The organism is Bradyrhizobium sp. STM 3562 (assembly GCF_045571435.1).
Taxonomy (GTDB): Bacteria; Pseudomonadota; Alphaproteobacteria; order Rhizobiales; family Xanthobacteraceae; genus Bradyrhizobium.
In genome coordinates, this window is sequence record NZ_CP120694.1 from 6,575,314 (window position 1) to 6,597,353 (window position 22,040).

Consider the following 22,040-nt stretch of genomic DNA (forward strand, 5'->3'; position numbering starts at 1 on the left):
TTGAGAGATGTCTGCAAAAGGAAAGGTTTACGTCATCGACGACGACGAGGCGATGCGGGAATCGCTCGATTTTCTGCTGAATTCCGCAGGCTACGACGTTTCGCTGTTCGAGACCGGGATAAACTTCCTTAAAGCGCTGCCGCAGCTTGAATTCGGCTGCGTCGTTTCCGACGTGCGGATGCCTGGGCTCGACGGAATCGAGTTGCTGAAGCGCGTGAAAGCCGATCACAGCTCCTTTCCGGTTCTGATCATGACAGGTCACGGTGACGTGCCGCTCGCGGTCGAAGCCATGAAGCTCGGCGCCGTCGATTTTCTCGAAAAGCCGTTTGAGGACGACCGCCTGATCGCGATGATCGATACGGCGCTTCGACAGGCGGAGCCCGCGGCCAGGAACGAGGCACTCACACAGGAAATCGCTACGCGGATCGCCACCTTGAGCCCAAGGGAACGCCAGGTCATGGAGGGGCTGGTCGCCGGGCTCTCCAACAAGCTGATTGCCAGGGAATATGACATCAGTCCCCGTACCATCGAGGTTTACCGAGCCAACGTCATGACAAAGATGCAGGCAAACAGCCTGTCGGAACTGGTGCGGCTGGCCATGCGTGCCGGCCTGCTCAACGATTGAGCTACATCAACGCCGCTTTTGCCATCCTTGCTACATGAGGGCCGATGATTCAGATCGGCTCACAAACCGCACCGGCTGTGACCGCGGCTGCCGCCAAACCAACAATCTATGTGGTTGACGACGATGTCGGCGTGCTCGGCTCGCTGCGCTTTCTCCTGGAGACGGACGGCTTTTCCGTCCGGACCTTCCGGAGTGGCGGTGCGCTGCTGAACGTGCCCGCGCGGGGCGAGATCGATTGCTTCGTGATCGACTATAAGATGCCCGACATCAACGGCATCGATCTGGTAACAGAATTGCGAAAACGAGGCGAGGATGCGCCCGTCGTTCTGATTACCGGCTATCCCGACAAGAACATCGCCGCTCGAGCCGCCGCCGCCGGCGTGAAGCATGTGATGCGCAAGCCGCTGCTGGAGGACAGCTTGATCAAGCAGATCCGAGGCGCAATCGACGCGCATCGGCCGAGCACGTGACGGCTGGTCTTCGAGCCGTCGTCGAATCCGTCCTGACCTCCGGGAATCTACGTAGGTAAAGGCCCTTAAGATACCGCACGAATTTTCAGCCGAGCGGTTAAGTCGTACCAAGTCGCCATCCGCCGCACAGGAGATGGCCATGTTGAACGCCTCGCTCACTCCCCTCAACACCGTCGTTATTGGGAATAAGGCACCACCCGTCGCTCCCGCCTCGATGGATCCGTTCGCGGCCGTTACCGGCCATGCGGGGCTGGTGGCGAGCGAGTTCACCTATCGGAAGGACGAGGAAATCTACGGCGAGGACGAACCGGCCGAATACGTCTACCAGGTCGTTTCCGGTGCAGTACGCACCTACAAAATGCTATCCGATGGGCGCCGCCAGATCGGCGCCTTCCACCTTCCCGGCGACGTGTTCGGCCTCGAGTCGGGCCCCTCGCATCGGCTGGCGGCGGAGGCCATCATCGATACCACCGTTCGCCTGGTGAAGCGCAAGAGCCTCGAACACGCCGCGGGCGTTGATGTCCAGGTCGCGCGCAAACTCTGGGCGATGACCGCCGGCGAGCTTCGTCACGCCGAAGACCACATGCTGCTGCTCGGACGCAAAACCGCGATGGAGCGGGTCGCCACCTTCCTGCTGGAAATGGATCGCCGCCTCGCCGTCGCCGGCATGATGGCGCTCCCGATGTGCCGCCGCGATATCGGGGATTATCTGGGTCTCACGCTTGAGACGGTCTCCCGCGCGCTGTCGCAGCTTCATGCGGAGGGGATCCTCGGCTTCTCAGGCGCCCGCCAAATCGTTCTGCGCAACCGCCAGCGCCTGCGTAACATGGATGCCTGACAAGCTTCGCTTGCTTTCGGTGCCCTCAATATGCGCTGCGCCGCGTCTCCGGCATGATCAGGGCGATCAGGGCCAGGCCGAGCGCGGCAATGCAAGCCAGGCTCATGAAGGCAACGGAGCTTCCGAACTTGTCGCTGATATAGCCGGCAAGCACGGTCGAGAGCGAGGCACCGATCCCGGTTGCGGTGCCAACGATCCCTTGCGCCAGATTGAAATGGCCGGTTCCGAACGCAACATCGGCCACGATCAACGGCACCATCACGCTGAAGACCGCCGCGGTGACGCCATCGAAGATCTGCACCGCGACCAGCAGGTATGGATCATGCACGACGGCGAACAGCAGTCCGCGCACGGTCAGCGCCGCAAGACCCAAGAGCAGGATCGGCCGGCGGCCCCAAGCCTGCGCTTTGGCGCCGACCGAAGGCGATACCAGCGCAACGATCGCCTGCGGCACGATGATGCAGGCGGCGATCAAGACCGGCGCCCACTGGCTTGACCGCGTCGTAACCACGCCCGCCATCAGCGGAAGCATTGCCGCATTGGCGAGCTGGAGCAACAGCACGCTGCTCGCAAAGATCAGCAGCGGACGCTGGCGCATCAGGCTGAAAACGCTGGTCGCCTTTGCCTCCGGCGCCTCGCGCGGAACGCTGCCATGGCAACGCGAAGCATCAACCTCCTCTTCCCGGATGCGCGCGAGCGCCAACAAAGCCGGAACCGCCAGCGCGAAGGTGACGAGGAAGACCGAGCGGCTGGAGATCAGATAGCCGGCGGTGCCCATCACCGCCGCGGCGACGCCGTTGCCGAGCGACGCAAAGCGGGCGTTGCGGCCGAGTCGTTCGCCCATGGCCACCGGCCCGACCAGGCCCAAGGTGATGGCCGCGATCGCCGGCCCCAGCACGCAGCTTGCGGCCGCATGCAACACCGCAGCCGTGATCACCACCGGGAAAATGGGCAACGCCGCATAGCAGAGCGCGGCGAAGGCGATGGTCGTGACCGCGAGCGCGGCAACCAGCCGTTCGGAACGAGCTGCGTCCACGATCGCGCCGCCCGGCATTTGCCCGAGCAGGCCGACTACGCCGCCGATCGACAGCACCAGACCAATCTGCGCTTGGGTCCATTTCTGCGTGGTCAAATAGACCGCAATGAACGGGCCGAACCCGGTCTGGACGTCGGCCAGGAAGAAGATGAACCAGTCCAATCCGCGCAGGCTTTGGCGCGACGGTGCAGGCATCATCGTCACGGCCGTGCCCGGTGCGCGTGGCGCGGCATCGCCGCCGCCGAACGCCCCTTCGCGACGGTTCTTATCGGTACGATCGAGCGAATGCGACAACAGCATCACCGCACGATTCCCTGCCCCGCTCAGTGATCTTCCAGCGGCTGCAAATTGCCGGCCGCCCCCAAAACCACGATCGGCTTGTCCTCCTTGTATTCGGGTGCCGCAGCGACCTGCGCTTTGCTCAATTCGAGCGTTATGGCCTCGGTATTGTTGCCGAGCCGCCCGAAATGCAGCGCGTTCCAATCGACGACGATCTTCCGGCTGCCGACGCCGAGGAAACCGCCGAAATCGATCACCGCGGCGCGCACGGTTCCGGTACGATCGACGATGACATCGACGATATGGCCCATGTCCTCATTCGTGGGACTGCGAACATCCTTGCCGAGCACGCCACGCGCGTCCTTTGGGCCGATGATGGTGACGGAGGGCGGCGGCGCGTGCTCATCCGTGGCGGCGGGCGGCTTGGCTTGCGGCTCGTCCGCCGCGTAGGACCGCGCGCCGTTAAGGGACGCGAGCGCGACCGCAAGCAGGATCACCGATGCTCTGCAACGCATACGCCCTCCTTACGTATCGAAGGCCGCGCGTCAATGCGCCAAAACGATCGATACCTGAATTTGCCCGCGCCGGCGCAGCACCTCCATCGACACGTCCTCGCCATGACGGCGCATGTGCAGGTCGACGCTCGACGGGCCCAATCGCAGTTCGCGCAGGATGACCTCGTTGAGGAAAGCCGGGAGTCGCGGATTGCGCAACCGTATCTCGTTACGATCGACATCGAACTCGATGCCGAGCGCCGCTTCCAGCAAGGTGAAGGGTGTCGCGCTGGCCCAGGCCTGCGGCGCGCAAGCGACCGGATAGAGCGTCGGCCCACGACTCCTTTCGCGGCGGAAGCCGCAGAACAGTTCCGGCAGCCTGCGCAGGTCCATATAGGTCGCCGCGTCGAACAGACCCTTGAAGACCTGCTCGACCGAATGTTTCAAGCCGTAGCGCGCCAGCCCCGCCGCGATCAGCGCATTGTCATGCGGCCAGATCGAACCGTTGTGATAGGACATCGGATTGTAGCGCGCCTCGCCGAGCGCGATGGTGCGGATGCCCCAGCCGGTAAAGAAATGCGGCCGCATCAGGTCGGCCGCGACCCTGCGCGCCCGGTCCTCGCGCACCATTCCGCTGAACAGAAGCTGTCCCGCATTGGAACTACGCACCTTGCACGGACGCTTGTTCCCGTCCAGCGCCAGCGCATACGTACCGAGATCCTCGCACCAGAAGGCCTCCTCAAATCGCTCGGCGAGCCGCAGCGCTTCCAGCTCCAGCTTTTGCGCGACTTCACGCCGGCCGAGCCGCAGCGCGCAGCGCGCCGCCATCCGTTTGGCGGCGAACACATAACCCTGCACCTCGGCGAGCGCGATATGACCTTCGGCTAACTTGCCATCCGCATGGAAGATCGCGTCGTAAGAATCCTTCCAGCCCTGGTTGGCCAGGCCCTGCTCGGAGGCGCGCAAGTATTCGACAAAGCCGTCGCCATCGGGATCAGCGGCGCCGTCGATCCAGCGTAGCGCCAGTTCGATCGCCGGCCACAATTCAGCTAATGTTTCCTCGTCGCCCGTGCGCTCGACATAGAGCCCCGCCAAAAGGACGAAAAGCGGCGTCGCATCGACGCTGCCGTAATATTGCGCAAACGGCACCTCGCGCAGCGCGGCCATCTCGCCACCGCGCATTTCATGCAAGACCTTTCCGGGCTCCGCGTCGGCGAGAGGATCGGTCGCGTGCGCCTGATAATGAGCGAGCCGTCGCAGCACGCCGCGCGCGACCCGCGGGTCGATCCACAACATCTGCAACGCGGTGATGATGCCGTCGCGGCCGAAGGTCGTGGAATACCAGGGTATCCCGGCATAGGGATATCGTCCCTGCGGCGTCTCGGTCATGAGCATGTTGAGGTCGGCCATCGCCTGACACAACACCTCATTGAAGATGTCGTTGGAGGTTTCGATGCTCGCGGCGCTCGCGGCCGAGCAGCGCATCTCCCGGCGATGCGCCAGCAGCGCCGGGAAGAACCGCGCCGGCCGGAAACTCATGGGCTTGTTGCAGGATGCCGCAACGAACAGCGAACTCGTCTGCTGCGGGCCGAGTTCGAAATGATACGTCGCAGAGTTGACTGCAAGCCGCGTGGGCCGCGGATCAAAATGCAGCGCAGTGCAACGGCCGGCGCCGTCGAGGCCCCTGTATTCGAAGATCACATCGGAGGGACTGAGCAATTTCGCCGAGCCGACGCCACGCCGCGCACGCTTCTCGCCACGCACCTCGAACAGATCGGCAAAATCGTTGTCGAACAGGAAGGTCAGATCGAAGCTCGCCGGATAATCGCCATGGTTTTGCAGGCCGACGCGCTGATAGGCAGTGCCGTGCCAGAGAAAGATCGTGCGCACGATGTGCAGCACGTCCTTTGGCAGGACGATGCGGCCCTGCCGATAGACGTCGGGATTGGTCAGATCAACCGTGAGGGCCGAGTTGTCGTCGCGCAGATTGGAGCCCAGCAGCAACGGCTGCACGTCATCGAGCACAAGCTCGAGGCGCGCCAGATAACGCGTGTCGTGGTTGAACAAGCCATCTGGTCCGCCGGCGGAAGCACCGATGTCGCCATGGCTGTCGAGCACGATGAACGTATCGTCATGCTTGAGCGAGCGCCGCGGCCGCGCCGCGGGCCCCGTCATCGGGATATAAAAGGCCTGTTCCGCAACGAAGGTTTCGGACGTGCGGGAGGTTGCAACGACCTGGGTGACGACTTCGGCTGCCATGTTGACCTCGTGCGAATCCGCTCACGCCCGCCCCACGATACGCAACCGGACCTGTACGCCAATGGGCTATTATGCCGCGAATCTTGCCAGTCGCATCATTTCTTGCGTGACCAGCTCGCGATAAGGGCCCTGCCCCTGCATCAGGCGATCCGGCGAACCATCTTCGATGATCTTGCCGGCTTTCAGCACCACGACGCGATCGAAATTGCGCAAAGTGGCAAGGCGGTGGGCAATCGCAATCACGGTGCGCCCTCGCATCAAGCGGCCAAGCGCTTCGCGGATAGCTTCCTCCGATTCACTATCAAGAGCCGCGGTGGCCTCGTCGAGCAGCAGGATCGGCGCGTCCTTGAGGAACGCGCGCGCAATGGCGATGCGCTGACGCTGCCCGCCAGAGAGCTTGACGCCGCGGTCGCCCACCATCGTATCGAGCCCGGCGGGCAAGGTCTCGACGAAATCGCAACGCGCCGCGATCGCCGCGCGCAGCACCTCGTCGTCGGTGGCGTTCGGCCGTCCGTAGCGGATATTCTCCAGAATCGAGCGGTGGAATAGCGAGATGTCCTGCGGGACGACCGAGATCGCCTCGCGCAGGCTCTGCTGGGTGACGCGCGAAATATCCTGGCCGTCAATGGTGATGCTGCCTTCCTGGACGTCGTAGAAACGCTGCAGCAGTACGAACAGCGTGGACTTGCCGCCGCCGGACTGGCCGACCAGGCCGACGCGCTGCCCCGGCTGCAGCCGCAGGCTGAAGCGCTCGAACACCGTGTGCCCGCCGGGATATTGGAAGGTGATGTTGTTGAACGCGATCGCGGCACCGCTCCTGACCAGCGGCTCCGCCTCCGGATGATCGCGCATCTCGTGCGGCATCAGCAGCGTCGCAATCGCTTCCGTCAGTCGCGCGACATGTTGCGTGACGTCGACGAGCGCGACAGCCAGATCGCGCGTAGCGCTCAGGATGGAGATGCCCAATGTACAGACCAGAACGACGTCACCAGTGGTCGCGTTTCCATTTTGCCACAGCATGATCACCCATGCGAGCAACGCGATCGTCAGCAGCAGCGTGACCGCGGCATGGATCAGCCGCAGCTTTTCCAGATAACGCAGGCTGCGGCCGCGCGCCACCAATTCGCGGGCAACGGTGGCATCAAACCGCTGGTGTTCGTGCGCCAGCCCGCAGAATGCCCGAACCAACGGCATGTTGCTGATGACGTCGACCATCTCGCCGTCGACGACAGCCGCCTTGTCGGCAAAGTCGTCGTGCAGGGGCTTGCCGGCGGCTGCCAGGCGAAACATCGCGACGACCATCGTTCCGGCAATCACAATCATCGCGGCCGACATCGTCAGGCTGACGGTTCCGATCAAGGCAATCGCCGCAACCGTGGCGATGCATGGCGGCAGCACATTCCAGACGAACATGTTCTCGACCGTGAACACCGCGTTCGACGTCGCCGTGATGCGACTCGTCAGCATGCCGGGCAACCGGTCGGAGAAGTAGCTTGGCGCATGACCGGTCAGATGGCGGAACATGTCGCGCCGCAAATCGCCGGTCACGCCGACAAACGTGAAGCTCGCGATCCAGCTTGCGATGCGCCACAGAAAGTTATCGGCGGCGATCAACGACATGAGAAATGCGAATGCCAGCCATACGCCGCCCGCGCGAGCGGGCCCTCCGGCAAGACAGTCGACCAGAAATTTCACGCCGTATTGGGTGCCTACAGAGCAGGCAACGGCAGCCATGACCGCCATCAAAATGGCGAGATGTGAGGCCGGTCGCTGACGCAGATAGCGCAACACGAACGGAAAGGGACGGTGCGCGTATCCTGAAAGCTGATCCATTTCTATGCAAACCCCTGTCGGTTGGTGATGAGAGCCTCAGCGGCCTGCGCGCCCCGGCCTTTTTGAACGGTTGAGCGCCGATCCGGTTCCCGCGACCCACCATGCGCGCGCCGCATTCCGAGGGCACGCATGCGCAAAAAATCTGCTCCGGACTGATGGCATCATCAAGTCCGCATCAAGTCCGCCGGGCGGAGATGGCGAAGAAGTAACGTTCGGCACTGGGAACTTCGCAGATGGGGGAACGTTCCCTCTTCCGGCATGCCAGTGCCTACTCGAAGCAGGGGGCTAATACTTCCATGATCGCAGACAGGAGAAAGTGAGATGCGCATCGCGCAGGTTGCTCCGTTGACGGAGGCTGTTCCCCCGAAGCTCTATGGCGGCACGGAACGGGTCGTGCACTGGCTGACCGAGGAGCTCGTGGCTTTGGGGCACGATGTGACACTATTTGCGAGCGGGGATTCGCGGACCTCGGCGAAGCTGGAAGCGACCTGGCCGAAGGCGCTGCGGCTCGACGGCTCGGTGCGCGATCCCTATGCACTGCACATGGTGATGCTGGAGCGGGTACGACGGAAATGTGACGACGAGGAATTCGACTTCCTGCACTTTCATCTGGACTACTATCCCTGGTCGCTGTTCATGCGGCAGCCCACACCCTTTGTGACGACCTTGCACGGCCGTCTCGACCTGCCCGAACATCAGCCGGTGTTCGATACCTTTTCGACGCCTCCGGTGATCTCGATCTCGAATGCCCAGCGGCGGCCGGTGCCGCAGGCCAATTGGGTGCGCACCATCCATCACGGCCTCCCGGAAAATCTGCTGACTCCGAGGCCATGCAGCCAGGACTATCTGGCGGTGCTTGGTCGGATCGCGCCGGAAAAAGGCGTCGATCGCGCCATCAAGATCGCAGCGCGCTGCGGTATTCCGCTAAAGATCGCGGCAAAGGTCGATCGGGCCGATCAGGATTACTATGATCAGGTCATCAGCCCATTGATCACGGGCAACCCGCTGGTCGACTATATCGGCGAGATCACCGACAACGAGAAGTCGGAATTTCTGAGCGGCGCTCTGGCGCTGCTCGTTCCCATTGATTGGCCCGAGCCGTTCGGGCTTGTCATGATCGAGGCCATGGCCTGCGGCACGCCGGTCATTGCGTATAATCGTGGCTCGGTGCCCGAGATCATCGAGGACGGCCTGACCGGCTTCATCGTCGAGGACGAGACCAGCGCGGTCGCGGTCGTCAGTAAGGTCCCGCAGCTATCGAGGGCCGTGATCAGGCAGCAGTTCGAGGCACGCTTTACCGCACGCCGCATGGCCTTGGACTATCTCGCAACCTACCGCGGCCTCATGGAGGCGACGGAGCCGCGGATCAAGCTCGTAAGCAGCGCCGAATAGGCGCACCCACCACGCGCCCCCTCAGGCGCCAGTCGGCGTGGATTTGCCGAAGCGCAGTTCGTAGGCCTTGATGTAGGCTTCGGGCGAGGGCTTGAGATGCCGCCGCGTGAGCGCGATCAGCTCGTCGCGGCGGCCGCCGCGCAGCGCCTTGATCATCTCCAGATGATCGCGCCGCGCGCGGTCGAGCGATTGCGGAAATGCATTGGCATAGAAACGAATGCCGTGGACCTTCTGCGCCAAAAGCTCGATGGTCTCGATCAGACAGGGATTTCCGCAGAGGCCGAACAGCACCTGATGAAAGCGCAGGTTGCTGTAGAACACGGTGAGCAAATCGCCCGCCGCGACGGCCGCACCATGCTGCCGCTGGAGCTCTTCGAGGCGGCCGATATCGCGTGCGCCGACCGGAAACGGAATGATGCGCACCGCCATCACCTCGAGTTCCTCGCGCACCGCGTAAATCGCCCTCACCTCCCCGGGCGTCAATCCGCGCACCATCGCGCCGCGATTGGGAATGCGCTCGATCAGCCCCTTTCTCTCCAATTCAGACAGCGCAAGGCGCACGTCGCCGCGATGGGTCTGGAAGAGATCGCAGAGGTCCTGCTCGATCAGGCGCTCGCGTGGATGGCGCCGCCCCAGCACGATGTCTTCCTCGATGCGCCTGGCGATGATCTCAGCCGCGACCGCCTGGCGCACGGAGCCGGCCGCGCCGTCGACCGCCCTTGCAGCGGATTTCGCGCCTGACCTGATCTGCTTAACAGCCTTTGCAGCCATTGCTCCCGACCTGTCCGCGCCGTGCCCGACGCAACCGACGGGCGCAGCGGCCAATCCCTGATCGCGATCATAAGATTGCAGACGATATTGTAAACAATCTTCGGAGGCGCTACGCTCCCGCTTCATAAGGCGGACGGCAGGCGAAAGCTCAGCGACAGATCCGCTCGGGAGGAAACGGCATGAGCAAACGTCGCCACAGATCCGTTCGCGAGTCCGGGAACGGCGCGAATTCAATTCTCTCCAAGCAACAGAGCCGCCGCAAATTTCTCGCAAACGCGAGCGGCGCGCTGGCCGCTTCCGCCTTTGGCGCCGTGCCGCTGCGCGGCCTTGCCGCCGAGCCGGTCAATATCGGCGCGCTCTATCCGACGACCGGCAGCATGGCCCAGATCGGCGTCGGCTGCGTGGCCGCAGCCAAGCTCGCCGTCGAGATGATCAACGAGGCCGGCGGCATCAAATCGCTCGGCGGCGCCAAGCTCAACCTCATCGTCTCGGACGTGCAGAGCGACACCACGGTCACCCGTACCGAGACCGATCGCCTGATCACCGGCAACAAGCTGTCGGCCATTCACGGCTGCTACGCCAGCGCACTGACGCTGATCGCAAGCGAAGTCTGCGAGCGCGCGAAAGTGCCGATCATCACCGGGTCGAGTTCGGACCAGCTCAACAAGGGGCGCAGTTATACCTTCACGCCGTTCGCCCGCGCCTCGCAGTTTGCCAAGACGCAGCTCCAGATGTCGAAACTGGTCAGCGACAAGCCGAAGGTCGCCGTGATCTTCGAAAATACCGCGTTCGGCACCTCCACCTCGAATGGATTGAAGGAACTCGCGCCTGGTGAAGGCGTCGAGATCGTCATGTTCGAGCCCTACTCGGCCGGCTTCACCGACGCGAGCCCGCTGATCAACAAGGTGAAGGCGTCGGGCGCCAACATGCTGTTCTCGGTTTCCTATCTCAACGATCTCATCCTGATCGTCCGCACCGTGAAGCAGGTCGGCCTCGACATCGGGATCAACGGCGGCTCTGGCGGCTTCGTGATGCCGGACTTCTACAAGAACGTCGGCAAGCTCGCCGAGGGCCTGCAAGGTGTCGCGCATTGGAACCATGACATCGACGCCAACGCACAGAAGGTCAACGAGGAATACAAGAAGCGCACCGGCGAGTTCCTGTTCGAATATGCGGGCGGCCTCGTGGCGCAGACCTTCATGCTGGCCGACGCGCTGGAGCGGGCCGGCTCGGCCGATCCGAAGAAGGTGCGTGACGCGCTCGCTGCCCTCGATGTGTCCTCGGGTTACGCCGCGATGGCGCCGGGCGGGAAAGTGAAGTTCGGGCCCGACGGCAAGAACGTCTACGGCCGCCCCGTCGGCGTGCAGTGGCAGGACGGCGATCTCGTCAGCGTCTTCCCGAAGGAAGATGCCCGCAAGCCCCTGCTCAAGACCTGAACGCTGGTAGATCCGATGCTGGAAACTGTGGTCCAGGCCGTCATCAACGGCCTGCTCATCGGCGGCATCTACGCGCTCGTCTCCATCGGAGTGACGCTGATCTTCGGCGTGGTCAAGATCGTCAACTTCGCTCAGGGCGAATTCGTGATGATCGGCATGTATATCAGCTATTTCCTCGCCACTTATCTCGGCATCGACCCGATCGTCTCGCTGCTCATGTCGATGCCGACGCTGTTCGTGGTCGGGGTGCTGGTCCAGCATTTCCTGATCCGCAGGGTGCTGGGGCCGAACGACATGCCTCAGATATTCCTGACCTTCGCGCTGTCGCTGCTCCTGCTCAATCTCGCGCTGCTCCTGTTCACCGCGAACTACCGGACAGTTCACACCTTCTATTCGGACGAGGCGCTCCATCTCGGAGGCCTCTATATTCCGGTGGCAAAACTGATCGCCTTCGTGGTCGCGATGATCTTGAGCGGCGCACTTTGGCTTTTCCTGCACACCACCGACCTCGGCAAGGCGATGCGAGCTGCGGCGCAAAACCGGGACGTCGCGACCTTGATGGGCATCAACCCGAACCGCGTATTCTGCGTCGCCTTCGGCGCGGCACTGGCGCTTGCCGGGGCTGCGGGCTCGCTCTTGATGCCTTTCTATTCGGCCTATCCCTTTGTCGGCCAGGTTTTCGTGCTGATGGCCTTCGTCGCGGTGGTTTTGGGCACGCTGGGCAATGTGCTCGGCGCGCTGGTGGCCAGCCTGATGATGGGCATTGCGGAATCGCTCGGCATTCAGTTCGTCGGCGCCGATTCCGGGCTGATCGTGGTGTTTGCCATGCTGCTGCTGACCCTAGCGTTCAGGCCGCAGGGCCTTGGCGGCGGGAGAATGCGCTGATGGGCAAGATCACGACCGAGGTCGCCAAATGGAAATTGCCGGCGCTCGCCGCGCTTGTCGTCGTCGTGCTCCTGCTTCCGCAATTTGTCGACAATGCCTTCGCGCTCGACATCTTCATCCGCATCCTCCTGTTCTCGTTCATCGGTGTCGCCTGGAACCTGATGGGCGGTTATGCCAAGCAGCTATCGCTGGGACACGCGGCCTATTTCGGCCTGGGCGCCTACACCTCCACCCTGATGCAGATCGATTTTGGCATCTCGCCCTGGATCGGCATGGTGGCGGGCGGGATCGTCGCGATGCTGGCGAGCCTGCCGATCGGCTGGCTCTGCTTCCGCCTGCGCGGTCCCTACTTCACCATTGCCACCATCGCGACCGCGCAGGCCTTGATGCTGATCTTCCTGAAATTCCGCGATTTCGCCTGGGGCGCCGAAGGGACGACGATTCCCAACCTCGGCAGCTCGCCGCTGATGATGCAGTTCGAGAGCAAGGCAGCATATTATTACGTGGTGCTCGGCCTGCTTGCGCTCGCGCTTCTCATCACCTGGCGTATCGAGCGGTCCTGGATCGGCTATTATCTCGTCGCTATCGGCGAGGACGAAGATGCGGCAGAGGCGATCGGCGTCAACGCGCCGCGCATGAAGCGCGACATCTATATGCTGAGTGCGTTCCTCACCGCGCTGGCCGGCACCTTCTATGTCCAGTACATCTACTTCATCGATCCCGCGACCGCGTTCAACTTCAACATCTCGATCGAGGCCGCGCTGGTCTCGATCGTTGGCGGCATCGGCACGCTGTGGGGCCCGGTGATCGGCACCGTGCTGCTCGAGACGACATCGGCGTTGTTGCAGAGCTGGCTCGGCTCCTCGACCGGCGGCATTCAGCTCACCGTTTACAGCCTGATCCTGATGGCGGTGATCCTGTGGCGGCCGACCGGGCTGATGGGCCTGTTCAACGAAGCCTGGCAGCGTCACCTCGATCGCAAACCGGCGCGCGTGAGGACATCGTCATGACGGACGCGCTGGTGGTCAAAGGCCTGAGCAAGCGTTTTGGCGGCCTGCGCGCCGTGCAGGATGTCAGCTTCACCGTGAAGGAGAACGAGACGGTGGCGCTGATCGGCCCGAACGGCGCGGGCAAGACGACGAGCTTTCATCTCATCACCGGATTTCATCGCGCCGATTCCGGCTCGGTCCTGGCGTTCGGGCAGGAGATTGTCGGCCTCGAGCCGCACGATGTCTGCGCACTCGGGCTGGCCCGCACCTTCCAGGTGGCAAAACCGTTTGGCGCGATGACCGTGCTCGCCAATGTCATGACCGGCGCCTTCTTGCGCGATCGCCATGTCGCCGCCGCCCGCGAGCGGGCACGTGAGGCGATCGACTTTGTGGGCCTGTCGGCTCGCGAACGGACGGCGGCAAAGGATCTGACCACGATCGACCAGCGCCGGCTGGAAATGGCGCGTGCGCTCGCGACCCAGCCGCGCATCCTGCTGCTCGACGAGGTGATGGCCGGGCTCAATCCGGCGGAGATCGATCAGGCAGTGGCGCTGGTCGGCAAGCTGTCGCAGCGCGGACTGACCATCGTCATCGTCGAGCATGTGATGCGGGCGATCATGGCGGTCGCGCGCCACATCGTGGTGCTCGATCACGGCCAGAAGATCGCTGAAGGCCCGCCCAAGGAGGTGGTCCAGAATCCGGAGGTGGTCCGCGCCTATCTGGGCTCGGGCTATGCGCATGCGGCCGTGGGCGGAGGTGGGCATGCTTGAGCTCAAGGGCGTCAGCGCCGCCTACGGGTCGGTGCCTGCCATCTCCCAGGTCAGCATCAATATCAATGCGGGGGAAGCGGTCGGCCTGCTCGGCGCCAACGGCGCCGGCAAGAGCACGACGTTGCGCGCGATCTCGGGCCTCGTCGGACTGACGTCCGGTTCGATCAGCTTCGACGGCATCGATGTCGCTTCGCTGCCGCCTTACAAGATTCCGGAATTGGGCATCGCCCACGTGCCCGAGGGCCGGCAGGTCTTTCCGGAAATGACCGTGCAGGAGAATCTCGAAATCGGCGCCTTCGTGCCGAAAGCCAAGGCGGAACGCGCGCGCACCATGGAGCTGGTCTACGACATCTTCCCGCGCCTGGCCGAACGCAAAAAGCAGCTCGCCGGCACCATGAGCGGCGGCGAGCAGCAGATGCTCGCGGTCGGCCGCGGGCTGATGCTGAAGCCAAGGCTGCTGATGCTGGACGAGCCCTCGCTCGGACTTGCTCCCGTGATGACCGACGTGACCTTCGAGAAGATCGCAGAGATCCACAAGATGGGCACGGCGATCCTGCTGGTCGAACAGAATGTCGGCCGCGCGTTGTCGCTGGTCGATCGCGCCTATGTGCTGGAGAGCGGTCGCGTCATCATGCAGGGAAAGAGCGAGGAGCTCGCCAACAACAAGCAGGTGCAGGCGGCGTATCTGGGGATATAGCCGTCATTGCGAGCGAAGCGAAGCAATCCAGGCTCCCACCGCATCGGCGGTCTGGCTTGCGTCGCTTCGCTCCTGGCAATGACGACCAACTGCACCAGCGTGCTACGTAATAAGCGTCCGCTTCGGCTCGATGATCTCGAACATGCGCGGAAACTCGTCCATAAGCCCCATCAGCTCGGCAAGCCGCATCGGATCGCCGCTGACCTCTATCTTTCCGGCCGCGACTGCTTCCGGGAAGCTGGTCTGCTTGGCGATCACTTCGTCCAGGGTGCTGCGTGCCAGCACGAAACCGGCATCGGCCGACGGCGCCTGCGCCCCTTCGCTATAGGTCAGCGTGCAATTCTCCAGCGTCAGCACAAAGTCCTCGGCCGTGTCGGTGAACCTCCAGTTCAGCACGATATGTTTGCCTTCCGCTTTCGGGCCGTTCAGCCGTACGCCGAGCACGTCCCATAACTGCTCCGTGCGCAGCGCCGCCAGTGTTTCGCGCGGCATCGGCGGCCGCGGCGGCGCTTTCGGCATGCCCTGCCGCAGCTCCTGCGCGCCGAACAGATAGGCGTTGCGCCAGGTCGCGCTTTCGGCGGCATAGCCGAGCTGCTCGAAAGTGTCCGCAAGCAAGGCGCGCGCCGCCTGGTTGTCGGGATCGGCAAAGACCAGATGGCTCACGGCCTGCGCGACGAAACGGAATTCGCCCTTGGCGAAGTCGGTTTTCGCCCGCGCCAGCAGCGCCTCGGCGCCGCCCATATACTCGACATATTTCTTGCCGGCCTCGACCGGCGGCAGCGGATCCAGATTGACGGGATTGGCGTCGTACCAGCCGAGATATTTCTGATAGATCGCCTTCACATTGTGCCTGATGTGGCCGTAATAGCCGCGGGCATGCCACGCGCCTTCCAGGCTCTTGGGCAGGCGAATGGTCTCGGCAATCTCACTGGCCGTCAGTCCGTGGTTCATCAGGCGAACGGTCTGATCATGGGCGAACTTATAGAGATCGCGCTGCTGCCGGATCATGGTGCCGATGCGCTCGCGCCCCCACACCGGCCAGTGATGCTGGCCGCACATCACTTGCGCCTTGCCGCCCCATAGCCGCAGCGCCTCGTTGAGGTATTTGGACCAGGCCAGCGCATCGCGCACGTCGGCGCCACGGAAGGGCAGAAGATTGTGGAAGTTGTGCGTGCAGTTTTCCGCGAGGTTCAGCAGCTTGTAGCGGGGCACGTAAAAGTGCATCTCCGCCGGCGCCTCGCTGTTCGGTGCCATCTGGAATTCGAACTCGACCCCGTCGATCACGCGCGTGTCGCCGGTCGCCATGACCAGATCGGTCGGCCGCAGCAGCGCCACCGCTCCCGCAGCCATGGATTTGCCCAAGCCACAATCGACCTGACCGCGCGGCCCTTTGGCGAGGAACGGCCCGAACTGATATTGCGCGCGGCGGATCATCGCGGGACCTGCGATGATGTTCTCCGACACCGCGTGCTCCATGAGCAGATTCGGCGCGATAATCGGAACCTTCCCGCTCGCGAGCACATCTTCATCCAGCACACCGCGCGCACCGCCCCAATGGTCGGTATGGGTGTGGGTAAAAATGACTGCAACGACGGGCCGCGCGCCGCGATGTTTGAAGTACAGCTCCATTGCCGCGCGCGCCCCTTCGATCGAGGTCAGCGTGTCCACCACGATGACGCCGCTGTCGCCCTCGATCAGCGTCATGTTGGCGATATCCAGTCCGCGCACCTGGTAAACGCCGGGTACGACCTCGAACAGGCCATGCTGCATGTTGAGCCGCGCCTGCCGCCACAGGCTGGGATTCACCGTAGCCGGCGCCACGGCGTCCGACAGAAAGCCATAAGCTTCGAGGCTCCAGACCACCCTGCCCTGGGGCGAGGTGATCCTGGCGTTCTCGATCGTGCCGAGGAAGCCGCGAGAGGCATCGTCGAAATCGGCGGTGTCCTCGAACGGCAGCGCCTCGAGCATTGCCTGGTGCTGTGCGATGACCGCACTCGATGCCTGCTTGGGAGTCTCGCTGGATGGTTCGCTGGCGACGGGCTCGTTCATGGATTCTGCCCTCGAAAACCGGATACGACGATTTTTCAACTATTCGTTCAAATTGTCGGCGATCGCCTGGCCGGTTGCGGCCGTGCCGCGGCTGCCCCCGACGTCGCGCGTCACCTGCCCGTCTCGCATCGCGGCGGCAACGGCGCTTTCGATCGCGCGGGCGGCTTCCTCGAATCGCGGAGCGCCTGCGCGTTCGCCATGCCAGGAGAGCAGCAGCGCCATCGATAGGATGAGCGAGATCGGATTGGCGATGTCCTTTCCGGCGATATCGGGCGCCGATCCATGCGCCGCCTGCGCCATCGCATAGTGCGCCCCTATATTGAGCGAGCCGCCAAGGCCAAGGCTTCCCGAAAGCTCGGCGGTGAGATCGGAGAGGATGTCGCCGAACATGTTGGTCGCGACGATGACGTCAAAGCGTTCCGGCTGCCGCACCACATGCGCCATCATGGCGTCCACCAGCACATCGTCGATAGCCAATCCGGAATAGCTCCGCGCCACCTCGCGGCAGACGTCCAGAAACAGGCCATCGCCAATCTTGAGCACGTTGGCCTTGTGCACGATGGTGAGATGCCTGCGCCGCTTCATCGCCAGTTTGCAGGCTGCGTGCGCAATGCGCTCGCAGCACGGCCGCGTGATCCGCCGCAGCGAGATTGCGACATCGGGCGTGACCAGGAGCTCGGCATTGCCCTGCTCCATATTCCGGTCGGCATAGAAACCTTCAGTGTTCTCGCGCACCACGACCAGGTCGAACGCGCCGAACCGCGTCGAACGGCCGGGATAGGTGCGCGCCGGTCGGACATTGGCGAACAGGTCCAGATTTCTGCGAAAGTATCTGGACGGATTGATCTCGCCGCGCGCCTCGTCCTTGAAGTCGAATGTGGCGGTGGGCCCGAGGATCAGGCCATCTGCCGTGCGCACGCTGTCCAGCAATTCGGGACGGACCGTGGTGCCGAACTGCTCGAGGCTCGCGTGCCCCACCGCGTGTTCCTCGACGGACACCCCGAGCTGAAATCGTTCGGAAGCGGCCCGCAGCACGACCGAAGTTGCGGCTGTAATCTCCGGTCCGATCCCGTCGCCGGGCAGAACGACAATGCGCATGATGGTTCCTTGAGCTCCTGTATTAGTCCGTCACGCTGAGGAGCGCGCATCGCGCGCGTCTCGAAGGGCAACGGCCCGGCTCTCGCACCGGGGCCGTTCGTCCTTCGAGGCTCGCTGACGCAAGCACCGCAGGATGACGCATATCGCAGCTTATGTCTCGCTAGTCGTACGACGAAGGCCCAGTGTCGCGATAGGCCCAGCAGGCCTGCGGCGGCAGTGTCACCGGCGCTTCCACGCCGACCGTATGCCGCGCCGCGGTGCCGAGCTCAAGGACCTCGAGATGGTGTCCGAACAAATTGATGTCATAGACGGTTTGCGTCCCCTGATAGCGCCGATCCGTCACCGTTGCGGTAAAGGAATTGGCGCCCTCCTGCCGGCCGATGGCAATATTTTCCGGACGCAGCGCGATCCGCACCTTCTCGCCCACCTCGAGCTGCTGCAGCAGCGCGGCTTCGGCGCGGCGTCCATCGCCAAAATCGATCACGCCGAATTTTCCGTTGCGCGAAACCAGCGTGCCCGCGAGCTCATTGGTAGCGCCGGTGAAGTTGGCAACGAACAGATCAGCCGGCCGGTTATAGATCTCGTCCGGCGTGCCGATCTGCAACAGCCTGCCGTCGCGCATCACCCCGATGCGATCGCCGAGCACGACGGCTTCGGCCTGGTCGTGGGTGACGTAAAGCGCCGTCATCCCGGTCTGCTTCAGGATCAGGCGGAGATCGTCACGCAGGCGCAACCGCAACTTGGCATCGAGATTCGATAAGGGTTCGTCCAGCAGCAAGAGCTGAGGCCGATAGACGATGCTGCGCGCCAGCGCCACGCGCTGCATCTGCCCACCAGACAGCGCCACCACCGGCCGCTCGGCATATTCCGACAGGCCCACAAGCGCCAACGCTTCGTCGACCTTCTTGTTGGCCTCATCGCGCGCTATCTTGCGATGTTTCAACGGGTAGATCACGTTCTGCCGCACCGTCATATGCGGCCAGACCGCATAGGACTGGAACACCATGCCGAGGTCGCGGGCGCGCGGCGGCACCAGCACGCCACGCGCTGGTGAGGACACCAATTTGCCGCCGATCGAGATCTCGCCGCCGGTCGGATGTTCAAGTCCGGCGACACATCGCAAAGTCGTCGTCTTGCCGCAGCCGGACGGCCCGAGCAGCACCAGGATCTCGCCGCCCGGCACGGCAAAGCTGACGCCGTCGATTGCCGGTCGGCCGATCGCAAACTGCTTGCACAGGTCGGAGACCTCAAGCGTTGCGGTCATCCTTCAAAACTCCACGCCCGGATCACTGCCGATAGCCGTAGATCTTGTCCCAGTCGGCGACCCAGACGGCATGCAGCTTCACATACTGATCGAAGTTAGGATACCAGACCTTGACCACCTTGGGATCAAAGCCCTCGGGGTAGACCGGCGCCACCTTCAGCGAGGTGAGATTGCCGAGCTCCTTGATCATGAAGGTCTGGCCCTCCTTCGAGAGGCACCAGTTCAAAAACAGTTTTGCCGCGTTGGGATGCGCGGCGGTCTTCGGGATGCCGGTCGCGTAAGGATTGACCGGCGCACCCTCGGGCGGAAAGAAAATCTGGATCGGCGCGCCTTCCTTCTGCTTCGGATAGATCGCGTTATAGAGCAGCGGCGCAATCGCGACCTCGCCGCGCACCAGAGCATCGGACGTCGGCGCGCCCGAAGGGTAAAGGACCGGATGGGTCGCGGCCTGCTTGGCCCAATAGTCTTCGCCGAGCACCTGGCGCTCGAACATGATGCGGGTCCAGGTCGTGCCGCCGGATTCGGCAAAGACCTGGCCGATCATCTTGTCATATTGCGGCTTTGTCAGATCCATCCAGCTTTTCGGCGGATCTTTGACCAGCTCGGTGTTGTACGCAATCGACCACACCAGCGTGGCGCGCGGCCAAAGTTTGGGTGAGATCTGTGCGGCCGGGTTGTAATCGGCGGCGTTCGGCGGCGTGTAGTCCTGGAACAAATCGGTGAGTTCAGCCATCAGCGCGCGGTCGGAATGATCGACCACGTCGGCGATCAGCTTGCCCGCGGCGGCTTCCGTTTTCACGCGGGTGATGAGCTGGCCGCCGGGCGCGCGGACCATCTCGACCTTAATCTCCGGAAAGTGCTTGTTGAACTCCTTGATCACCTGCTGTTCGACTTCAGCGAAATTCGCGGTGTAATAGACAAGCCTGCCTTCCGCCTTTGCAGCGGCGATCAATTCGGGCGAACCAAAATTTTCTTCCGCCTTCGCGGGCACCTGGGCGAGCGCGGCGGCCAAGCCGATCATGGCGGCCATTGCCGCGACCTTTCCCTTCATGGCGATCCTCCTTCTTGCTGCTTTATCATCTGATCCGTTGCGCAACGGTGCCTTGCGATGCGCCGCGCGCCAGCCAGTTGGCGCCGCCGATCAGCAAGCCGAGCAAGACCGTCTGCACCAGGCTGAACGCCGCAGTCTTTCCGATATTGCCGCCCTCGTAATAATCGAGCAGCAGCACCGACATCACCATGGTGTCGCTGGTGTAGAGAAACAGCGACGAGCCGAGTTCGCGGATCGCCAACACGAACAGCAGTGTCATCGAGGCGATCACGCCGGGTCGCGCAAGCGGCAGCACCACGGTTCCGATTGTCCCCAGCGTGCCCTTGCCGCAGACCCAGGCGGCTTCCTCGAGCTCGCGGTGGATTTGCAGGAACGAGGTCGATAGCGACTTCACTGTATCCGGCATGAAGCGCGCGATAAACGCCAGCGCTAAAATCCAGATCGTGCCATAGAGACCGCCCGGAATGCCGATCCACGCCCACAAATACGCAACACCGATCACGAGCCCTGGGATCGCCACGGGCAGGGTCGCAATCAAATCGATGGCGCGCCGGCCCGGCACGCGCGTGCGATGGATGGTGTAGCCGATCGCAAAGGCAAGCCCGCCTCCGATCACGGCCGTGATGATGCCGACCTCGACCGCGTTGTAGATCGACTTGAAAGTCAGCGGATTGTCGAAGATGCTGTTGAAATGCATAAGGGAATATTGCCGCGCGTCGAACAGGCTCGCGACGTCGCGGATGAACATGAATTTTCGAAACGCCGCCACGATCAGCGCCAGCATCGGCAGGGCCACGACGACCAGCAAATAAAAGAGGCCGAGCGCGAAGGTGACCCAGCGCCAGGGACCGAGATCGAGGCTGCGCGGCCGAAACGCCTTGCCGGCGACGGTGGTGAAGCTGCGCCCGCTCAAGACCTTCTGCTGCAGGTAAACCAGCAGGCCGGTGACAAGCATCAACAGCATCGCGACCGCTGCGGCCGTATTGTAGAGCGGCGGCGACCAGTTGGTGAGCTTGAAAATATAGGTCGTCAGCACGTTGATGTTGCTGGGCGCTCCGAGCACGGCCGGTATGCCATAGATGCCGAGCATCACGATGAAGGACAGCAGCATGCCGGAAACGATCGCCGGCATGATCAGGGGGAACGTCACCGAGAACAAGGTCGAGAAGGCGCTGGCGCCGGAAATCTCCGCCGCCTCCTCCAGACTCGGGTCCATGTTGCGCAGCGCGGACGCCGCGAACATGTAGACATAGGGCGCGTAATAAATACCGAACACGAACACCAATCCCGGCATCGAGTAGAAATCGACATGCCAGTCGAGGCCACCCCATTTGAAGACGGTATTGATCAGACCTGTCTTCGGTGAGCCGAGGATGGACCAGGCGACACCCGCAACCAGCGGCGGCGCGAACAGCGGCAGAATGCTTGCCGCGGCGATGAAGCCCTTGAACGGCGTGTTGGTGCGGACCACGATCCAGGAAAAGAGCAGCCCGATTGCGACCGCGATGAGCGTGCCGCCGCCGCAGGCGATCAACGTATTCAGCAGCGCTTCCGCAACATTGGGATTGGCGAGCACGGCAAGGAAATTGGCGACTGACAGGTGCTGCAGGCTGAGACCGTCCACCACGGGATTGGCGTCGGTGAGCGCGCCAAATAAAAGCGTCAGCACGGGATAAATCACAAGAAAGGTGAGGATCGCCAGCAACAGCGCGACCCACAGCTCGGCCATGACGCCGCTCCGGCGCTTTGCCTCAATGCCGACGGTGGCGGCCTCGATGCGCCGGACTGCCTGGGCTTTCAAGCG

The 22,040-nt window shown here is 63.1% G+C and carries 19 protein-coding genes; 9 read left to right on the forward strand and 10 right to left on the reverse strand.

The features are described 5' to 3' along the window. The first annotated feature begins 7 nt into the window (after positions 1 to 7). The 3 genes from fixJ (at position 8) to P6U23_RS30295 (ending at position 1,933) form a co-directional block, all read left to right on the forward strand. A complete protein-coding gene (fixJ, locus tag P6U23_RS30285; protein WP_407176044.1) occupies positions 8 to 625 on the forward strand; it encodes a response regulator FixJ in 618 nt (205 codons plus the stop codon). A 44-nt stretch (positions 626 to 669) separates the two neighbouring features. After that, positions 670 to 1,095 (forward strand): response regulator transcription factor, encoded by a 426-nt coding sequence (locus P6U23_RS30290; RefSeq protein WP_407176045.1) that lies wholly within the window; start codon positions 670 to 672, stop codon positions 1,093 to 1,095. Between the two features lie 139 nt (positions 1,096 to 1,234). After that, entirely contained in the window at positions 1,235 to 1,933 is a 699-nt protein-coding gene (locus P6U23_RS30295; RefSeq protein WP_407176046.1) for a helix-turn-helix domain-containing protein, read from the forward strand. Between the two features lie 25 nt (positions 1,934 to 1,958). Here P6U23_RS30295 and P6U23_RS30300 read toward each other — a convergent pair whose 3' ends face one another. The 4 genes from P6U23_RS30300 to P6U23_RS30315 all read right to left on the reverse strand — a co-directional run bounded on the left by P6U23_RS30300 (position 1,959) and on the right by P6U23_RS30315 (position 7,834). Further along, complete coding sequence (locus tag P6U23_RS30300) at positions 1,959 to 3,269, reverse strand: MFS transporter (protein WP_407181639.1); 1,311 nt, start codon at positions 3,267 to 3,269, stop codon at positions 1,959 to 1,961. 23 nt (positions 3,270 to 3,292) lie between these two features. Then, on the reverse strand, positions 3,293 to 3,763 hold the full coding sequence (locus P6U23_RS30305; protein WP_407176047.1) for a PRC-barrel domain-containing protein: 471 nt from the start codon (positions 3,761 to 3,763) through the stop codon (positions 3,293 to 3,295). Between the two features lie 30 nt (positions 3,764 to 3,793). Continuing rightward, complete coding sequence (locus P6U23_RS30310; RefSeq protein ID WP_407176048.1) at positions 3,794 to 6,001, reverse strand: glycogen debranching N-terminal domain-containing protein; 2,208 nt, start codon at positions 5,999 to 6,001, stop codon at positions 3,794 to 3,796. A gap of 69 nt (positions 6,002 to 6,070) precedes the next feature. Continuing rightward, positions 6,071 to 7,834, reverse strand: coding sequence for an ABC transporter ATP-binding protein (locus P6U23_RS30315; protein ID WP_407176049.1), 1,764 nt, complete (start codon positions 7,832 to 7,834; stop codon positions 6,071 to 6,073). A 321-nt stretch (positions 7,835 to 8,155) separates the two neighbouring features. On the opposite strand from P6U23_RS30315, the gene P6U23_RS30320 reads away from it, so the two are divergent. Next, positions 8,156 to 9,226, forward strand: a complete 1,071-nt coding sequence (locus P6U23_RS30320; RefSeq protein ID WP_407176050.1) for a glycosyltransferase family 4 protein — start codon at positions 8,156 to 8,158, stop codon at positions 9,224 to 9,226. A gap of 21 nt (positions 9,227 to 9,247) precedes the next feature. Here P6U23_RS30320 and P6U23_RS30325 read toward each other — a convergent pair whose 3' ends face one another. Beyond that, positions 9,248 to 9,997, reverse strand: coding sequence for a GntR family transcriptional regulator (locus P6U23_RS30325; protein ID WP_407176051.1), 750 nt, complete (start codon positions 9,995 to 9,997; stop codon positions 9,248 to 9,250). A gap of 179 nt (positions 9,998 to 10,176) precedes the next feature. On the opposite strand from P6U23_RS30325, the gene P6U23_RS30330 reads away from it, so the two are divergent. The 5 genes from P6U23_RS30330 to P6U23_RS30350 are packed head-to-tail and all read left to right on the forward strand — an operon-like array spanning position 10,177 to position 14,774. Further along, positions 10,177 to 11,433, forward strand: coding sequence for an ABC transporter substrate-binding protein (locus tag P6U23_RS30330; protein ID WP_407176052.1), 1,257 nt, complete (start codon positions 10,177 to 10,179; stop codon positions 11,431 to 11,433). 15 nt (positions 11,434 to 11,448) lie between these two features. After that, positions 11,449 to 12,318, forward strand: a complete 870-nt coding sequence (locus tag P6U23_RS30335; protein ID WP_407176053.1) for a branched-chain amino acid ABC transporter permease — start codon at positions 11,449 to 11,451, stop codon at positions 12,316 to 12,318. Next, the gene (locus tag P6U23_RS30340) at positions 12,318 to 13,328 is read left to right on the forward strand and encodes a branched-chain amino acid ABC transporter permease (protein ID WP_407176054.1); all 1,011 of its coding nucleotides are present in this window, start codon (positions 12,318 to 12,320) and stop codon (positions 13,326 to 13,328) included. Before P6U23_RS30335 ends, P6U23_RS30340 begins: the two co-directional genes overlap by 1 nt. Further along, positions 13,325 to 14,077 carry an ABC transporter ATP-binding protein gene (locus P6U23_RS30345; RefSeq protein WP_407176055.1) on the forward strand — a complete coding sequence of 251 codons (753 nt, stop codon included), beginning with the start codon at positions 13,325 to 13,327 and terminating at the stop codon, positions 14,075 to 14,077. The genes P6U23_RS30340 and P6U23_RS30345 overlap by 4 nt, the downstream gene beginning before the upstream one ends. Beyond that, entirely contained in the window at positions 14,070 to 14,774 is a 705-nt protein-coding gene (locus P6U23_RS30350; protein ID WP_407176056.1) for an ABC transporter ATP-binding protein, read from the forward strand. Before P6U23_RS30345 ends, P6U23_RS30350 begins: the two co-directional genes overlap by 8 nt. A gap of 102 nt (positions 14,775 to 14,876) precedes the next feature. On the opposite strand, the gene P6U23_RS30355 is transcribed toward P6U23_RS30350, so the two are convergent. The 5 genes from P6U23_RS30355 to P6U23_RS30375 all read right to left on the reverse strand — a co-directional run bounded on the left by P6U23_RS30355 (position 14,877) and on the right by P6U23_RS30375 (position 22,037). After that, a complete protein-coding gene (locus P6U23_RS30355) occupies positions 14,877 to 16,823 on the reverse strand; it encodes an alkyl/aryl-sulfatase (RefSeq protein WP_407176057.1) in 1,947 nt (648 codons plus the stop codon). Between the two features lie 39 nt (positions 16,824 to 16,862). Further along, positions 16,863 to 17,921: an isocitrate/isopropylmalate dehydrogenase family protein gene (locus P6U23_RS30360; RefSeq protein ID WP_407176058.1), complete on the reverse strand. Its 1,059-nt coding sequence runs from the start codon at positions 17,919 to 17,921 to the stop codon at positions 16,863 to 16,865. 160 nt (positions 17,922 to 18,081) lie between these two features. After that, on the reverse strand, positions 18,082 to 19,185 hold the full coding sequence (locus P6U23_RS30365) for an ABC transporter ATP-binding protein (RefSeq protein WP_407176059.1): 1,104 nt from the start codon (positions 19,183 to 19,185) through the stop codon (positions 18,082 to 18,084). Between the two features lie 22 nt (positions 19,186 to 19,207). Beyond that, positions 19,208 to 20,236, reverse strand: coding sequence for an ABC transporter substrate-binding protein (locus P6U23_RS30370; RefSeq protein ID WP_407176060.1), 1,029 nt, complete (start codon positions 20,234 to 20,236; stop codon positions 19,208 to 19,210). Between the two features lie 25 nt (positions 20,237 to 20,261). Beyond that, positions 20,262 to 22,037: an ABC transporter permease gene (locus P6U23_RS30375; protein WP_407176061.1), complete on the reverse strand. Its 1,776-nt coding sequence runs from the start codon at positions 22,035 to 22,037 to the stop codon at positions 20,262 to 20,264. Between the last annotated feature and the right edge of the window lie 3 nt (positions 22,038 to 22,040).

Bases quoted from the DNA above. Each gene is read 5' to 3' on its own strand.
- fixJ (WP_407176044.1), top strand. From the start codon at position 8: ATGTCTGCAAAAGGAAAGGTTTACGTCATCGACGACGACGAGGCGATG.
- P6U23_RS30290 (WP_407176045.1), top strand. From the start codon at position 670: ATGATTCAGATCGGCTCACAAACCGCACCGGCTGTGACCGCGGCTGCC.
- P6U23_RS30295 (WP_407176046.1), top strand. From the start codon at position 1,235: ATGTTGAACGCCTCGCTCACTCCCCTCAACACCGTCGTTATTGGGAAT.
- P6U23_RS30300 (WP_407181639.1), bottom strand. From the start codon at position 3,269: ATGCTGTTGTCGCATTCGCTCGATCGTACCGATAAGAACCGTCGCGAA.
- P6U23_RS30305 (WP_407176047.1), bottom strand. From the start codon at position 3,763: ATGCGTTGCAGAGCATCGGTGATCCTGCTTGCGGTCGCGCTCGCGTCC.
- P6U23_RS30310 (WP_407176048.1), bottom strand. From the start codon at position 6,001: ATGGCAGCCGAAGTCGTCACCCAGGTCGTTGCAACCTCCCGCACGTCC.
- P6U23_RS30315 (WP_407176049.1), bottom strand. From the start codon at position 7,834: ATGGATCAGCTTTCAGGATACGCGCACCGTCCCTTTCCGTTCGTGTTG.
- P6U23_RS30320 (WP_407176050.1), top strand. From the start codon at position 8,156: ATGCGCATCGCGCAGGTTGCTCCGTTGACGGAGGCTGTTCCCCCGAAG.
- P6U23_RS30325 (WP_407176051.1), bottom strand. From the start codon at position 9,997: ATGGCTGCAAAGGCTGTTAAGCAGATCAGGTCAGGCGCGAAATCCGCT.
- P6U23_RS30330 (WP_407176052.1), top strand. From the start codon at position 10,177: ATGAGCAAACGTCGCCACAGATCCGTTCGCGAGTCCGGGAACGGCGCG.
- P6U23_RS30335 (WP_407176053.1), top strand. From the start codon at position 11,449: ATGCTGGAAACTGTGGTCCAGGCCGTCATCAACGGCCTGCTCATCGGC.
- P6U23_RS30340 (WP_407176054.1), top strand. From the start codon at position 12,318: ATGGGCAAGATCACGACCGAGGTCGCCAAATGGAAATTGCCGGCGCTC.
- P6U23_RS30345 (WP_407176055.1), top strand. From the start codon at position 13,325: ATGACGGACGCGCTGGTGGTCAAAGGCCTGAGCAAGCGTTTTGGCGGC.
- P6U23_RS30350 (WP_407176056.1), top strand. From the start codon at position 14,070: ATGCTTGAGCTCAAGGGCGTCAGCGCCGCCTACGGGTCGGTGCCTGCC.
- P6U23_RS30355 (WP_407176057.1), bottom strand. From the start codon at position 16,823: ATGAACGAGCCCGTCGCCAGCGAACCATCCAGCGAGACTCCCAAGCAG.
- P6U23_RS30360 (WP_407176058.1), bottom strand. From the start codon at position 17,921: ATGCGCATTGTCGTTCTGCCCGGCGACGGGATCGGACCGGAGATTACA.
- P6U23_RS30365 (WP_407176059.1), bottom strand. From the start codon at position 19,185: ATGACCGCAACGCTTGAGGTCTCCGACCTGTGCAAGCAGTTTGCGATC.
- P6U23_RS30370 (WP_407176060.1), bottom strand. From the start codon at position 20,236: ATGAAGGGAAAGGTCGCGGCAATGGCCGCCATGATCGGCTTGGCCGCC.